The organism is Halomonas sp. G15, assembly GCF_021282295.1.
Classification (GTDB): domain Bacteria; phylum Pseudomonadota; class Gammaproteobacteria; order Pseudomonadales; family Halomonadaceae; genus Halomonas; species Halomonas alimentaria.
In genome coordinates this window covers 1-13,150 of sequence record NZ_JAJSPA010000006.1, presented here as the reverse complement: position 1 = coordinate 13,150, position 13,150 = coordinate 1, and the positions used below count along the sequence as shown (strand labels likewise).

Sequence of the window (13,150 nt, the reverse complement as noted above, 5' to 3'; positions counted from 1 at the left end):
CCATGGCCACGATGAAATTCATGTGCGACGCGGAGCGCTGCATCGAGTGCAACGGCTGCGTCACCGCCTGCAAGAACGCCAATGAGGTGGAATGGGGGATCCAGCGCCGCCGGGTGGTGACCCTCAACGACGGCGAGCCGGAGGAGGTCTCGATCTCCGTCGCCTGCATGCACTGCGACGATGCCCCCTGTATCGCTGTATGCCCGACCGAAACCTTGTTTCAGCGCGATGACGGCATCGTGCTGCACGACAAGGACCTCTGTATCGGCTGCGGCTACTGCCTCTACGCCTGCCCCTTCGGCGCGCCGCAGTTCCCGCAGCAGAACGCCTTCGGCGAGCGCGGCAAGATGGACAAGTGCACCTTCTGTGCCGGCGGCCCCGCCGAGACCAAGGAGGAGGAGTACCAGAAGTACGGTGCCAACCGCATCGCCGAGGGCAAGCTGCCTCTGTGCGCCGAGATGTGTTCCACCAAGGCGCTGCTGGCCGGCGACGCCCAGGAGGTGGCCGACATCTTCCGCCAGCGGGTGGTCCAGCGCGGCCACAAGGATGGCGGCTGGTCCGGCAACCCCCGCGCCGATGCCGACTCGCTGGCCTATGACGCCAGCCAGCAGGGCTGAGGAGGTGATCCCATGAGCCATACCATGCAATGGCGGTCGCTCTGGCGGCTGGGCCTGCTCGCGCTGACCCTGGCGCTGGGGCTGGCCCTCTCCCAGGGCGCCCTGGCGCAGCAGGCCGATCCTGGCCGCGAGGCAGCCTTCGCTGTCCCCGCCGTGGACGCCGACCTGTGGCGACAGGTCAAGGCCGGCGAGACAGGCCCCAACTACCGGGACTCCCGGGCCGAGAGCACCTATAACCTGGTGAACGCGAGCGGCGAGACCTGGCGGCAGATCCGCGAGCGCTGGATCTCCCCGTTCGGGGCGATCGCGGTGCTGGGCATGATCGCGGCGATCGCGCTCTTCTACCTGCTGGTGGGACGCAAGAAGCTCGACGAGCCGCGTACCGGCCGCAAGCTGCTGCGCTGGTCACTGGTCGTGCGCTCCCTGCACTGGACGGTGGCGACGCTGTTCATCCTGCTGGCCCTCACCGGACTCAACCTGGCCTATGGCAAGACGCTGCTGCGTCCGCTGTTCGGCGACGGGGTCTGGGCGGCGATGATGTCGGGTACCAAGCTGATCCACAACTACCTGGGACCGCTGTTCGGCATCCTGCTGGTGATCCTGCTGCTGCGCCTGCTCAGCCACAACATCCCCAAGGCCCACGATCTGCAGTGGTTCGCCAAGGGCGGCGGCCTGGTGGGCAAGGGGCACCCCGATGCCGGCTTCGCCAACGGCGGCGAGAAGGTCTGGTACTGGCTGCTGGCCACCGCCGGCCTGGCGGTCATTGTCAGCGGCTTCGTGCTGGACTTCCCCAACTACGGCCAGGCACGTGACACCATGCAGTGGGCCAATCTGGTACACGGCATCGGTGCACTGGGCCTCACCGCCGTGGCGCTGGGCCATATCTACATCGGCACGCTCGGCACCGAGGGCTCCCTCGAGGGCATGACGACCGGCTACGTCGACGAGACCTGGGCCAAGGAGCACCATAACCTCTGGTATGAGGAGGTGAAGGAGAGCGCCGTGCCCGAGGAGCAGCTCGCTACCGGCAGCAAGGAAGCGACGGGAGGCTCCTCGCCGCAGAGCTCCACCTAGCGTGATTCATTGAGCCACCTTCGACACCGCCTTCGGGCGGTGTCTTTTGTTATTCTGGATGCCTACCACAGGATGGAGTGATCCCCATGCAACACCTGGACGAGACAACCCGCACCGAACTCGAGGCGGCCGCCTTCCGTCGCCTGCTGCGTCACCTGGATGAGCACAAGGAGGTCCAGAACATCGACCTGATGATCCTCGCGGACTTCTGTCGCAACTGCCTCTCCAAGTGGCTGGTGACCGCCGCCGAGGAGCGCGGCGCCGAGCTCGACTACGACAAGGCCCGCGAGTATGTCTACGGCATGCCCTACGCCGAGTGGAAGGAGAAGTACCAGCAGGAGGCCACGCCGGAACAGCAGGCCGCCTTCGAGGCACGCCACGCCCCGAAGCAGCCCAGCACCAGGCAGAACAACGAGGAGTCAGCACAGAATGGCTGAGTCGATGATCTCCCTCTCCATCGCCGTGCTGACGATCTCCGATACCCGCACCGAGGAGACCGACCGCAGCGGCCAGGCACTGGTCGAGCGCCTGACCACGGCCGGCCACCACCTGGCCGAGAAGCGCATCGTCCCCGATGACGTCTACCGGATTCGCGCCGTTGTCTCCGCCTGGATCGCCGACCCCGAGATACAGGTGGTACTCACCACCGGCGGCACCGGTTTCACTGGGCGTGACTCCACGCCGGAGGCGGTATCGGTGCTCCTCGATAAGCGAATCGAGGGCTTCGGGGAGCTGTTTCGCCAACTGAGCTGGCAGGAGATCGGCAGCTCCACCGTGCAGAGCCGCTGCCTGGGTGGGCTGGCCAACGCCACCGTGCTGTTCTGCCTGCCGGGCTCCACCGGCGCCTGTCGTACCGCCTGGGATGGCATCCTCGCCGAGCAGCTCGACAGCCGACACAAACCATGTAATTTCGCCAATCTGGTGATTCCGGAGCGAGGCCAGCATGCCTGACAAGACGTTCAATCGGCACAAGCCATGCAACTTTCTATACATTCAGGCCAACCTGGTGATTCCCGAGCGAGGCCAGCATGGCTGACATGACAATCAATCGGCACAAGCCATGCAACTTTCTATACATTCAGGCCAACCTGGTGATTCCCGAGCGAGGCCAGCATGGATAGCAAACTCAAGCCGGTCGCCGAGGCGCTGGAGGCACTGCTGCAGGGTGTCGCCATGCTGGACAACGAGAGGGTGCCGTGTGACAAGGCGGCCGGTCGCGTGCTGGCCGAGGCTGTCATGGCGAGGCTCGACGTGCCCTCCTTCGACAACAGCGCCATGGATGGCTATGCCCTGCATCATCGCGACGCTGGCCGCCGGCTGCCCATCAGCCAGCGTATTGCCGCGGGGAGTCCGGTTCAGCCGCTGGAGCCCGGCAGTTGCGCCAGGATCTTCACCGGCGGCGAGATTCCGCCGGGTGCCGACTGTGTGGTGATGCAGGAGCGCGTCGAGGTGACGGGTGATACGGCCCTTGTCCCTGCGGATATTGCGGCAGGCGACAGCATCCGTCGCCGCGGCCGCGACGTCGCATCCGGCAGCACGCTGCTCGATGCCGGCACCCGGCTGGAGGCCGCGGCCCTCGGGCATCTCGCCGGCCAGGGCATCACCGAGGTCGAGGTGCGGCGTCGGCCGCGGGTCGCCCTGCTCTCCACCGGCGACGAGATCGTCGATCCCGGCCAGTCGCTGGGCCCGGGCCAGCTCTACAACTCCAACCGCCCCATGCTCCGCCGGCTGCTGGAGCGCTTCGGGGCCACCCTGGTGATGACGGCATCGATACCGGATGACCCCGCCGCCACCCGGGAAGTGCTGGCCGAGGCTGCCAGCCAGGCGGATATCGTGGTGACCACCGGCGGCGTCAGCGTCGGCGAGGAGGACCACGTCAAGGCGGCCGTGGAGTCCCTCGGGCAGCTGGATCTGTGGCGGCTGGCGATTCGCCCGGGCAAGCCGCTGGCCCTGGGCCGGATTTCCCGGAGAGACGGTGAGACACGTTTCGTGGGGCTGCCGGGCAACCCGGTGTCGAGCTTCGTGGGTGCCTGGCTGTTCCTGAGGCCGCTGGTCGGCAGCATGCTGGGCTGCCCGGCACTGGTCTCGTTGCCCGAGATCCCGGCGCGCAGCGATTTCTCGACCCGCACCGGCCCGCGGGCCCACTACATGCGGGTCATACTGCGCTTCGACGAGCAGGGCCCATTTGCCGAGGCGTTCGCCGACCAGAATTCGGCGGTGCTCTCCTCGTGCATCGAGGCCGATGCCCTGGCGGTCATTCCCCCCGAGACCACCCTTTCACCGGGCGATCGCGTGACCTGCCTGTGGCTCAGGAGCGACGCCTAGGCGATTCCGGGGTCACTTCCAGCGCCTCGCGCACCGCTGGCCAGAGGCGCTGGAAATCATCACGCAGGAGCGGGTACTCAGCTTCCAGCCAGGGCACCAGCTCCATCAGCCGGTTGGGACCGGAGAGTCGCTGGCCAATGCCGCCGATCGCACGGCAGGTAAAGGAGAAGTCGGCATAGCGTCGCAACCAGTCCTGCTCCACTAGTAGCGGCATCATCGGTGCCAGCCGTGATGGTGCCGAGCGCGCTGCCAGCAGCCGATAGCTGCGCGTGACCAGCGGCGAGTCCCGCTCCGCGATACCCGGCTCCAGGGCCACGAAGTGATCCCAGACGAGGTCCAGGGCGATTCCCACGAAGCGTCTGCCCGAGCGCGGTGACCGCGCCAGGATCTCGCGCGTCACCCCATGGCTGTCCACGAAGGCATCGACGCGGCGGTGGTGGCGAATCCCACGGGCAACCTCGTCAGGCCAGCCGTCGAGGTCACTTCCCTTCACCCCGTCGGCGATCAGGTTGCCGTAGAGGAAGTCGTCGCCGCCACCGCGGGCCAGCCAGGCATGGGCCAGGAAGTTCATGGCGCGCTCACAGGCAGTTGGTGGGCTTGGGCAACCCCGCCAGCCGCGCGCCTACCTTGGCGGGACTGCCCGGGAACAGCTTCATCAGGTGCATCGAGCGCCCCTTGTCGGGTCCAAGCGCCTGCCCGACAGCCTTCACCAGTGGTCGCATTGCCGGCGCCTGTTCGAAGCGCGCATAGAACTCCCGCAGTACGCGCAGGACCTCCCAGTGCTCCTTGCTCAGCACGATGCCCTCCTCCTCGGCCAGTCGTTCGGCGACCTCGGGTGACCAGTCGCCCATGTTGACCAGGAAGCCCTCCGGGTCGAGCGGTATGTCTTTTCCACTCAAAGATAGATAACGGTATATTTCTACACTTGCCATCAGTACCAGCTCACCGTGCGCTCGCACTCCTCGGTCAGGGCCACGAAGCCCTCGATATCGACGACCCGCACCGCTTCATCGCAAAGCGCGAGCAGTCCGCGTGACACGAGGTCCTCATGCAGGGCGAAGACACGTCCGGCGACACTCGCGTACCGAGCCTGCTGCGCCGGCAACGCACCGATGACGCCGTCCTCGATCAACAACAGCCTGTCCTCCGGCCCCATCCCCGCCAGTGCCTGGTCGAGAACGGGGGACAGCGGAGAGCGATTCAGGGTATGCAGCAACATGGCGTATCTCGTCAGAAGTTCAGAACCAGCGCATGGGACGCCAGTAGCTCAGCGATCCTGTCAGCGTCCACGCCCTGCACCGGCAGCATAAATTGCTCGTCGCTCAGGCCCAGCGACTCCATCCCGCGCTTTTCCACCAGCAGGCTGTCGATATCGTACATCTCCAGCATGGCCAGTGTCGGTGCGGTGCCCTTCTGTCCCAGCGGTCCCGCCTGCTGCCCCTCGAGCAGTGCCGTGATGCCCTCCTCCATGAACAGCAGTGTCACCCGCCGGTCGAAGGCCGCGGCGACCAGGGCGACATCCAGCCCTTCCTTGAGCCAGCTCGATCCATGGGGGGCATGGCGCAGTATCACCAGCAGGTCGCCCTGGCGAGTATCGTCTTGCATCCGGGGTTCTCCTCAAGGACCGAACGTGATCAGCCGATCGCAGCGCAGGCCAAGATCGACCAACTGACCCAGCCCCGTCAGTTCAAAGGGGGGCTCGACGCTGCAACCCTGCTTGCCGTGTCGTGCGGCCTCCTGCTCGTCGAGCAGGCCGCGCCTGAGGGCGGCGGCAATACAGACCTGCAGGGGCACGGCGTGCTCGCGGGCCAGCTCGGTCCAGGCATCAACCAGGTGGGGTTCGTCCTGGGGCGGGGCAGCCAGCCTGGCCGCGTTATGCACGCCATCATGGTAGAAGAACACCCCGTCGACGACATGACCCTTGGCCAGCAGCGCACGCGTGAAGCGTAGCGCCGAGTGGGCCGCCTGGCTGGTGTAGGGGGCATCGAGCAGAAGGATGGCGTAGCGCATCCGGGGTCTCCTGAAAACAGGCTGGCCCCGCCGAGGCGGGGCCAGCCATGTCATTGGCCTGTCGTAGCTTCGATCAGTCGTTGCTCATGATCCCCAGCAGGGAGAGCAGGCTGACGAAGAGGTTATAGATCGATACGTAGAGGGTGATGGTGGCCAGGATATAGTTGGTCTCACCGGCGCGGTGAACGATCTCGCTGGTCTGGTAGAGGATCGCCGCGGAGGAGAAAAGCACGAAACCGGCGGAAACCATCAGCATCAGGGCGGGAATCTGGAAGATCAGCCCGGCCACCATGGCCAGGACCAGCACGATGGCGCCTGCCATCATGAAGTTACCCAGGAAGCTGAAGTCCTTCTTGGTCACCAGTGCAACAGCGGAGAGGCCGATGAAGGTCAGGCCGGTCATGGCCAGGGCATTCATCACCAGGGCGGCGCCATTGGGCAGCGCCAGGTAGGCGTTGAGAATCGGGCCGAGGGTGAAGCCCATGAAACCGGTGAAGGCGAAGGTGGTGAGCAGCCCCATCGCGGAGTGGGCAGTCTTGTGGACCAGGAACATCAGTCCGTAGGCGCCGATGAAGAAGACAAAAATATTCATGCGCTCGATGCCCATCGCCATGGCGGCACCGGCGGTCACGGCGGAGAAGAGCAGCGTCATGGCCAGCAGCCCGTAGGTATTGCGCAGCACCTTGTTGGTGCTGGACACCCGGGTCTGGGTCTCCTGGCGGGTCATCTGTGACTCTTGATAGGCCATTGATCCTGTGCTCCCTGTCGTCAATTGATCTTGCCAGTGGACTAGCATGCCGCCTGGAAGTTCCGCACGCAAGAGCTTGAGGGAACGGCACTCAACGCTGTTTCTGCTCTCATGCCCCCAAATGTGCCCCCCGCAGCAAGGCCCTGGCAACACCCGCTGCCGTGGAACAGACATCGCTACCTGCGGCCTCCAGCGCCTCTTCATCCAGCCAGACCAGCTCGGTGGCATCGCTGGCGGCGCGCTCCTCGCCACCCTGCCACTCCATGCGTAGGACGATGATCACAAAGTGGCCCCGCAGGCTACCGTCGATCTCATGGTCGAACACATCGATGGCGGTAAAGACCTCCCCGGCACGCGCTTGCAGCCCAGTCTCCTCGAGGAGTTCGCGTTCGGCGGCGGCCTGCAACGTCTCCCCTGGCTCGACCTTGCCGCCAGGAAGAGCCAGCCGCCCTGCGTTGGGCGCATGGGCACGACGCACCATTAGTATGCGGTCGTTCCAGATCAGGGCGGTGGAGACCGCGGGAATCGGGCGGGTCAAGACGTGGGGGGCTTCGGTAATCGACATGCGGGACTCACGGCGACAGGGATGTTTTCCTACTCTGAGAGTTACCGACGCTCGTCGCAAGACGATGATCTACGCGGGCCGGTACCCGCTCAGGCTTTGGCTCGCTTACATCCGACTCGGGACGGCTTCCTGGCGCGCCTCGACGTTGACCTCTAGCGCCGTCTCCTCATTGGCCAACCAGATGGCGCCATCCTGAATGGTGATATTGAGATCCATGCCGCGGCCCGCCAGCTGGCCAAGTACTGCCATGCTCTCCGGGGGAATGTCGTAGACGCTGAGATTACCCAGGCTCGCCAGCTTTCTGCCCAGCTGTTCCCACCAGACCCTGGCGCCTTGGCCGCTGTAGGTATAGAGCACCACCTGCCGCGCGCGGCCGCAGGCACGGCGAATCTCGCGCTCATCCGGCTGACCCAGCTGAATCCAGAGCTCGATCTCGCCGGTCAGGTTGCGGATCCACAGATCGGGCTCGTCGTCGGTACTGACACCGCGGCCGAAGGCAAGATCCTCATGGGCATGTCGCGCATAGGCCAGCACGCGGAGCATCATGCGCTCGTCGGTCTCCGACGGATGGCGGGCAAGGGTGAGAGCATGTTCGCCGTAGTAGTGGCGATCCATATCGGCAATCTGGAGCCTTGCCTTGAAAATGGTGGCTTTCAGTGCCATTCGGGTGGCCTCAAGGAAACGTGCATGATAGCCAGCTCCAGAACACCGCTGCCTATAAAAAAAGCCACTGTAAACAGTGGCTTTTCCTAGTGTAATGGCGGAGGGACAGGGATTCGAACCCTGGAAGGGCGTTAACCCTTGCCGGTTTTCAAGACCGGTGCATTCAACCGCTCTGCCATCCCTCCGGCTTACGGCGGAGAATATTACCAGTTTTCATGCCTCGGTCAAGAGCCAAATGCGATCAAGGCCTTAGCTGCCATCAGTAGAGTCGCAGGCCGACCCGGGTCACGCGATTGCCCTCCATCGCACTGACCACCCAATGGATGCCATGCCAGTCGACGTCGTCGCCCACCACCGGATGGCCACCGACGCGCAACGAGACGAACTCGCTCAGGCTCATCTCGCGCTCCCCCGGGCTCAGGGTCAGGCCGTAGGCATCCGCAATATCCTGCATCCTGGCGTCACCGTCGAAGGTAAAGGTACCGAAGAAGGCACGCTCCTGCTTCAGCTTGGCTTCGCCGTTGAATAGCCGATTCAAGGCCGGCAGATCCTCGCTGCGGCCGATCACGCAGAGCACATCGCCCAGTTGCAGCCGAGTACTCCCCTTGGGATGCAGCATGGCGTGCTCACGAAACAGTGCCGAGATCAGGGCACCGGAGGGGAAGCGCAGCAGGCGGATCGGGACATCGGCCAGGTCCTCGTTCTCCACCGCGTAGACAAACATCTCGTAATCGTTCTCGGGCAGGATGCCCAGAGGCCCGCGATGATTGGGCGTCGCCGAACTGGGCATCAACACCTTCGTCCAGCGCGCCATCAACGACAAGGTGCCACCCTGCACCAGCAGCGAGAGAAGCACCACAGCGAAGGCCACATTGAAGTAGAGCGCTGCCCCCTCCACGCCACCGATGACCGGAAAGATGGCCAGCACGATGGGTACCGCACCGCGCAGCCCCACCCAGGAGATGAAGCCGATCTCCCGCCAGCGGAACTTGAAGAACGGCTTGAGCGACAGCACCACGGCGATGGGGCGGGCCACGAAGATCAACATCAGGCCAACCAGCCCCGCCGGCAGCGCGTATTGAAGCAGGTCCGAGGGGGAAACCAGCAGGCCAAGCATCAGGAAGAGACCGATCTGGCTCAGCCATGCCAGGCCGTCGTGGACCGGCAGGATAAAGTTGAGGTGGCGCCCCTTCTGGTTGCCGATCATCAGGCCCGCCAGATAGATCGCCAGGAAACCGCTGCCGCCGAGGAAACTGGTCAGTCCGAAGATGCAGAAGCCCAGCGCCAGCGCCAGCAGGGAGTAGAGTCCGGGGGCCAGGTCCACCCAGCGCAACAGTCGCCCGCTCAGCCATCCGGCCCCCACACCGATCAACAGCCCGAGCCCGAACTGCTCGACCAGCAGCAGCCCGGTCTCCAGGGGACCATCGATCTGGCCGACCAGCAGCTCGGCCAGCACCATGGTCAGGAAGATGGCCATGGGATCGTTGGTTCCGGATTCGATCTCGAGTGTCGCCCCGACCCGCTCGTTGAGGTTCAGCCCTCGGCCGCTGAGCATGGAGAACACCGCCGCGGCGTCGGTCGAGCCAACGATGGCCCCCACCAGCAACCCCTGGATCAGGGTGAGCTCGAAGACCCACATGGCGAAAAGGCCAACCAGGCCGCTGGTGATGAAGACCCCTAGGGTGGCCAGCGACAGGGCCGGCCTGAAGCCTACGCGAAAGGTCTTCAGGCGGGTACGAAGCCCGCCGTCGAGAAGGATCATCGCCAGGGCGAGATGGCTGATGATGAAGGCCAATGGATAGTTGTCGAACTGGATGCCCAGCAACCCCTCTTCCCCAGCCAGCATTCCCAGGCCGAGGAAGATCAGCAGCAGGGGAAGCCCGATGAGGCTGGAAAGTCGACTGCCCAGCACGCTCAAGGCGATCAGCAGCCCGGTGAAGAAGAACAGGGTATTGATGACGTCCATGGCATCCTCTCGATGGCTGACATTGCATTATCGCATGCGGCCCATGACCGCGCGATGCCGATGGCGAGCAACTGGCCACACAGTCCGCGTCGCGGATACACTTGGCTCCGGCCAAGCGCCCCCTTATCTCGTCGCGGAGCCCGTGAATGCCCAACCACCCTGCCTCTGTTCTCTGGCGATGTTCGCGTCTCGTCCTGTGCCTGCTGCTGGCCCTGGGACTACTCACCTCCCTGACCTGGGCAGAAGAGAGCCTGGAGCCCCCCGAGGCTCCGCTGACCCTCGGTGGCGATGTCATGGTGCCCGACCTCGACGCCACCCCCGAACAACAGACGGCAACCCCGAGCTTGCCCAGGATCGAGGAGCCGCCTGTCGACGAGACGGCAGGAGCCGAGCCCGATACGCCGGTCCCCAGCGTGACCCACGCGCCTGCCGAGCCGCTGGAACCCCCGCCGCTCGAGTCACTGACGATCATGCTCGACTGGTATCCCGGCCTGCATCATGCCGCCCTGATCCTGGCGGCGGGCAACGGGCTGCCCCAGCGCGAGGGACTGGAGCTGGAACTCACGACCCCGGCCGACCCCGGCGCCCCGCTTCGGCTCCTGAATGCCAACCTGGTCGACCTGGCCCTCACTCATCAGCTGCAGCTGCATCTCCAGGTCGATCGCGGCAAGTCGCCGGTACGCGTGGCAACACTGGCGGATACCCCGCTGGCCGGCGTGGTGATCCGCGAAACCACCGGCGTCGAGGGACCGGAGGACCTCGCCGGGCTCACCCTCGGGTATGCCACCGAGGATGGCCGCGACATCCTGCTTCCCGCCCTGATTGCCCCCCACGGCATCGCCCAGGGTGAGGTGAGCATGGTAGAGACCGGCTTCGCCCTGGCCACCGCCATGACCGAACAGTCCCTGGACGGCCTGGTGACGCCGCTGCGACTGACGCTGCCGCGCCAGCTGGCGGATCGCGGCGTGTCGACCCGCCAGTTCAACGTCGAGAAGCACGGCATCCCGTTCCACGACGGGCTGATCCTTGTGGCAAACCGCGACCGCCTGGTCCGTCTCCGGGAGCCCATCATCGAGCTTGTCGACATCCTGCGTGACACCACCCTATGGATGATCGAGAACCCCGAGATGGCATGGGAGGCCCTGGTCGAACTGGAGCCGACCATCGACACCCCCGCCAACCGTGACGCCTGGAGCGCCACCCTGATGCGTCTGAGTGCCCAGCCCGCGGCGCTGGACAGTAGGCGCTACAGCCAGGTCGAGGCTTACCTCCACGAAAACGGTCTGATCGAATCGATCAGCCCGCTGGAACGCCTTGCGGTGGACCTCGGCGCCGACTGAGCGTCAGGCGGCACCCGACTCCACGGCCGCGAGGAATTCATCGATGGACTCACGGAATGCCTCGGGCTGTTCGGCATGCAGCCAGTGCCCCGCTTCCAGCGTCACCAGCCGGGCCTCCGGCAGCACCTCATGAAGTGCCGGCAGGTGCTCATCGGCGACATAGTGAGAATCGCGGCCTCGCAGCACCAGGGTCGGCCCGGTGAAGGGCTCGCTGCCGGCCGGCTCTCCCATGATCGACTCGTAGTCATCCTGAATCTCGTCCAGCCCCAGGCGCAGCGCCATGCCCTCTGGCTCGCCGCGCACCAGATTCGTGGCCAGGAACAGTCGCACGGCCTTCTCGCTGACATGTTCGGCCAGCAACGCATCGGCCTCGCGGCGATTGGCCGGGCGGCCCTCCACCACCCGGCGCAGCCCCGCGAATACGCTGTCGTGGTCGTGTCCGTAGGCCACCGGCGCGATGTCGCCGACGATCAGCGACGCCACACGCTCGGGCGCCAGACGGGCCAGGGAAATCACGACCTTGCCGCCCATGGAGTGGCCGAGTAGATGGGCGCACGGAATAGACAGGCGGTCGAGCAGCGCCAGCACATCCCCGGCCATCTCCGCATAGCCCATCCCGGTGACATGCGGCGAACGGCCATGGTTACGCAGGTCCACCGCCACCACCCGGCGACTGGACTCCCAGGCCTTGATATGTGAGCGCCAGTTGTCGGCACTGCCGAACAGGCCGTGGATGACCACCAGCGGCGTGCCAGCGCCACCGGTATCCAGGTAATTGAGCTCGATAGGCATGGGGTAGTCCTCGTCCAGGAGTGTCGGTTGGCGTATCAGTAGCGAGCGCGCGCCACCTCGGGTGCGAGATCGTCGCTGCCGGTGACGGACACCAGGCGACGGCTCAGCCAGGCCAGCAGTACCCCGTAGAGCGGCAGGAAGAACAGCAGGCTGATGATCAGCTTGATCACGTAGTCGACCCAGGCGATCTCCAGCCAGTTGGCCGCCATGAAGGCATCGGGGCTGTTGTGGAAGGCGATCGAGAAGAAGGCGAAGGTATCAGCCAGGTTGCCCGCCACCGTGGAGATCGCCGGCGCCACCCACCAGGCGCGCAGACGGCGCAGGCGATCGAAGACGTGGACATCGAGCAGCTGCCCCAGCACGTAGGCCATGAAGCTGGCCACGGCGATGCGGGCAACGAACAGGTTCCACTCGCCCAGGGCCTCAATGCCGGCGAAGCCGCCACGCGGGAACACCACCGAGACGACATAGGAGATCACCAGCGCCGGCAGCATCACCCGCATGATGATGGCTCGAGCCGGGCCCTTGCCGAAGAGGCGCACGGTCAGGTCGGTGGCCAGGAAGATGAAGGGAAAGCTGAAGGCGCCCCAGGTGGTGTGGTAGCCGAACAGCGTGAAGGGCAACTGCACCAGGTAGTTGCTGGCGGCGATCACGGCGATATGGAAGGTGACGAGCAGCGCCAGGCAGCGGCGATACTGGGAGTCGGAAAGCACGAACATCTCGGGTCCTTTTTTGGTGGAGGGGTGAGGGAACCCTCATGCAGGAAGGCGCCGGCATCTGCCGGCGCGGGCGTATTATACGGGCTGACTCGCCCGCTGGCCATGCATCCGCCCCACCAGACAGGGCTATCGCCGTTAGCCCCTATGCCATAGCGCAAGGCGCCGGGGACAGGTCGTAGAGGGGGTCCTATGCCAAGGATGGCATCGGTAGCGCCCAGGGATGATGAGATGGTCTCCTCCCTCTTTAGCGGCGTCGCAATGCGCCAGAATGGAAGAGACATCCATTCAAGGATCGGGCGATCCGAAGGAGGAGACCATGAATCAGCATACT

Annotated in this window: 17 protein-coding genes and 1 tRNA gene; 6 read left to right on the top strand and 12 right to left on the bottom strand. The window is 65.1% G+C overall.

The window, feature by feature from the left end:
- Window positions 1-2 precede the first annotated feature (2 nt).
- The 5 genes from fdh3B to LWH48_RS04615 all read left to right on the top strand — a co-directional run bounded on the left by fdh3B (window position 3) and on the right by LWH48_RS04615 (window position 4,016).
- The gene (gene fdh3B, locus LWH48_RS04635; protein WP_023005457.1) at window positions 3-617 is read left to right on the top strand and encodes a formate dehydrogenase FDH3 subunit beta; all 615 of its coding nucleotides are present in this window, start codon (window positions 3-5) and stop codon (window positions 615-617) included.
- 12 nt (window positions 618-629) lie between these two features.
- Window positions 630-1,691 (top strand): formate dehydrogenase subunit gamma, encoded by a 1,062-nt coding sequence (locus tag LWH48_RS04630; protein ID WP_232911570.1) that lies wholly within the window; start codon window positions 630-632, stop codon window positions 1,689-1,691.
- An 86-nt stretch (window positions 1,692-1,777) separates the two neighbouring features.
- Entirely contained in the window at window positions 1,778-2,128 is a 351-nt protein-coding gene (locus tag LWH48_RS04625) for a DUF1244 domain-containing protein (RefSeq protein WP_232911569.1), read from the top strand.
- Window positions 2,121-2,642, top strand: a complete 522-nt coding sequence (gene moaB, locus LWH48_RS04620; protein ID WP_232911568.1) for a molybdenum cofactor biosynthesis protein B — start codon at window positions 2,121-2,123, stop codon at window positions 2,640-2,642. The genes LWH48_RS04625 and moaB overlap by 8 nt, the downstream gene beginning before the upstream one ends.
- A 162-nt stretch (window positions 2,643-2,804) precedes the next feature.
- Complete coding sequence (locus LWH48_RS04615) at window positions 2,805-4,016, top strand: molybdopterin molybdotransferase MoeA (protein ID WP_232911566.1); 1,212 nt, start codon at window positions 2,805-2,807, stop codon at window positions 4,014-4,016.
- Here the strand turns inward: LWH48_RS04615 and LWH48_RS04610 are convergent.
- From LWH48_RS04610 to LWH48_RS04565, 10 genes are all read right to left on the bottom strand, one after another.
- Entirely contained in the window at window positions 4,000-4,587 is a 588-nt protein-coding gene (locus LWH48_RS04610; protein ID WP_232911565.1) for an acyl carrier protein phosphodiesterase, read from the bottom strand. The genes LWH48_RS04615 and LWH48_RS04610 overlap by 17 nt on opposite strands.
- A 7-nt stretch (window positions 4,588-4,594) precedes the next feature.
- Entirely contained in the window at window positions 4,595-4,948 is a 354-nt protein-coding gene (locus LWH48_RS04605; RefSeq protein ID WP_232911564.1) for a TusE/DsrC/DsvC family sulfur relay protein, read from the bottom strand.
- Complete coding sequence (tusB, locus tag LWH48_RS04600; protein WP_232911563.1) at window positions 4,948-5,235, bottom strand: sulfurtransferase complex subunit TusB; 288 nt, start codon at window positions 5,233-5,235, stop codon at window positions 4,948-4,950. The genes LWH48_RS04605 and tusB overlap by 1 nt, the downstream gene beginning before the upstream one ends.
- A gap of 11 nt (window positions 5,236-5,246) precedes the next feature.
- The gene (tusC, locus tag LWH48_RS04595) at window positions 5,247-5,621 is read right to left on the bottom strand and encodes a sulfurtransferase complex subunit TusC (RefSeq protein WP_232911562.1); all 375 of its coding nucleotides are present in this window, start codon (window positions 5,619-5,621) and stop codon (window positions 5,247-5,249) included.
- Between the two features lie 12 nt (window positions 5,622-5,633).
- Complete coding sequence (gene tusD / locus LWH48_RS04590; protein ID WP_232911561.1) at window positions 5,634-6,026, bottom strand: sulfurtransferase complex subunit TusD; 393 nt, start codon at window positions 6,024-6,026, stop codon at window positions 5,634-5,636.
- A gap of 73 nt (window positions 6,027-6,099) precedes the next feature.
- Window positions 6,100-6,774 carry a Bax inhibitor-1/YccA family protein gene (locus LWH48_RS04585; protein WP_232911559.1) on the bottom strand — a complete coding sequence of 225 codons (675 nt, stop codon included), beginning with the start codon at window positions 6,772-6,774 and terminating at the stop codon, window positions 6,100-6,102.
- A gap of 109 nt (window positions 6,775-6,883) precedes the next feature.
- Window positions 6,884-7,339 carry an NUDIX hydrolase gene (locus LWH48_RS04580; RefSeq protein WP_232911557.1) on the bottom strand — a complete coding sequence of 152 codons (456 nt, stop codon included), beginning with the start codon at window positions 7,337-7,339 and terminating at the stop codon, window positions 6,884-6,886.
- 105 nt (window positions 7,340-7,444) lie between these two features.
- Entirely contained in the window at window positions 7,445-8,002 is a 558-nt protein-coding gene (locus tag LWH48_RS04575) for a YaeQ family protein (RefSeq protein ID WP_232911555.1), read from the bottom strand.
- 95 nt (window positions 8,003-8,097) lie between these two features.
- Window positions 8,098-8,187 (bottom strand) — tRNA-Ser (locus LWH48_RS04570).
- A gap of 74 nt (window positions 8,188-8,261) precedes the next feature.
- A complete protein-coding gene (locus tag LWH48_RS04565; RefSeq protein WP_232911553.1) occupies window positions 8,262-9,968 on the bottom strand; it encodes a potassium/proton antiporter in 1,707 nt (568 codons plus the stop codon).
- 146 nt (window positions 9,969-10,114) lie between these two features.
- On the opposite strand from LWH48_RS04565, the gene LWH48_RS04560 reads away from it, so the two are divergent.
- Entirely contained in the window at window positions 10,115-11,308 is a 1,194-nt protein-coding gene (locus LWH48_RS04560; RefSeq protein WP_232911551.1) for an ABC transporter substrate-binding protein, read from the top strand.
- A 3-nt stretch (window positions 11,309-11,311) separates the two neighbouring features.
- Here the strand turns inward: LWH48_RS04560 and LWH48_RS04555 are convergent, their stop codons facing one another.
- Both LWH48_RS04555 and LWH48_RS04550 read right to left on the bottom strand, forming a co-directional pair.
- Window positions 11,312-12,100: an alpha/beta fold hydrolase gene (locus tag LWH48_RS04555; RefSeq protein WP_161432087.1), complete on the bottom strand. Its 789-nt coding sequence runs from the start codon at window positions 12,098-12,100 to the stop codon at window positions 11,312-11,314.
- 35 nt (window positions 12,101-12,135) lie between these two features.
- Window positions 12,136-12,819, bottom strand: coding sequence for a 7-cyano-7-deazaguanine/7-aminomethyl-7-deazaguanine transporter (locus LWH48_RS04550; protein ID WP_232911549.1), 684 nt, complete (start codon window positions 12,817-12,819; stop codon window positions 12,136-12,138).
- Window positions 12,820-13,150 lie beyond the last annotated feature (331 nt).

Bases quoted from the DNA above. Each gene is read 5' to 3' on its own strand.
- tusB (WP_232911563.1), bottom strand. From the start codon at position 5,235: ATGTTGCTGCATACCCTGAATCGCTCTCCGCTGTCCCCCGTTCTCGAC.
- moaB (WP_232911568.1), top strand. From the start codon at position 2,121: ATGGCTGAGTCGATGATCTCCCTCTCCATCGCCGTGCTGACGATCTCC.
- LWH48_RS04560 (WP_232911551.1), top strand. From the start codon at position 10,115: ATGCCCAACCACCCTGCCTCTGTTCTCTGGCGATGTTCGCGTCTCGTC.
- LWH48_RS04580 (WP_232911557.1), bottom strand. From the start codon at position 7,339: ATGTCGATTACCGAAGCCCCCCACGTCTTGACCCGCCCGATTCCCGCG.
- LWH48_RS04610 (WP_232911565.1), bottom strand. From the start codon at position 4,587: ATGAACTTCCTGGCCCATGCCTGGCTGGCCCGCGGTGGCGGCGACGAC.
- LWH48_RS04550 (WP_232911549.1), bottom strand. From the start codon at position 12,819: ATGTTCGTGCTTTCCGACTCCCAGTATCGCCGCTGCCTGGCGCTGCTC.
- LWH48_RS04555 (WP_161432087.1), bottom strand. From the start codon at position 12,100: ATGCCTATCGAGCTCAATTACCTGGATACCGGTGGCGCTGGCACGCCG.
- LWH48_RS04615 (WP_232911566.1), top strand. From the start codon at position 2,805: ATGGATAGCAAACTCAAGCCGGTCGCCGAGGCGCTGGAGGCACTGCTG.
- LWH48_RS04585 (WP_232911559.1), bottom strand. From the start codon at position 6,774: ATGGCCTATCAAGAGTCACAGATGACCCGCCAGGAGACCCAGACCCGG.
- tusC (WP_232911562.1), bottom strand. From the start codon at position 5,621: ATGCAAGACGATACTCGCCAGGGCGACCTGCTGGTGATACTGCGCCAT.
- LWH48_RS04630 (WP_232911570.1), top strand. From the start codon at position 630: ATGAGCCATACCATGCAATGGCGGTCGCTCTGGCGGCTGGGCCTGCTC.
- tusD (WP_232911561.1), bottom strand. From the start codon at position 6,026: ATGCGCTACGCCATCCTTCTGCTCGATGCCCCCTACACCAGCCAGGCG.
- LWH48_RS04605 (WP_232911564.1), bottom strand. From the start codon at position 4,948: ATGGCAAGTGTAGAAATATACCGTTATCTATCTTTGAGTGGAAAAGAC.
- LWH48_RS04575 (WP_232911555.1), bottom strand. From the start codon at position 8,002: ATGGCACTGAAAGCCACCATTTTCAAGGCAAGGCTCCAGATTGCCGAT.
- fdh3B (WP_023005457.1), top strand. From the start codon at position 3: ATGGCCACGATGAAATTCATGTGCGACGCGGAGCGCTGCATCGAGTGC.
- LWH48_RS04565 (WP_232911553.1), bottom strand. From the start codon at position 9,968: ATGGACGTCATCAATACCCTGTTCTTCTTCACCGGGCTGCTGATCGCC.
- LWH48_RS04625 (WP_232911569.1), top strand. From the start codon at position 1,778: ATGCAACACCTGGACGAGACAACCCGCACCGAACTCGAGGCGGCCGCC.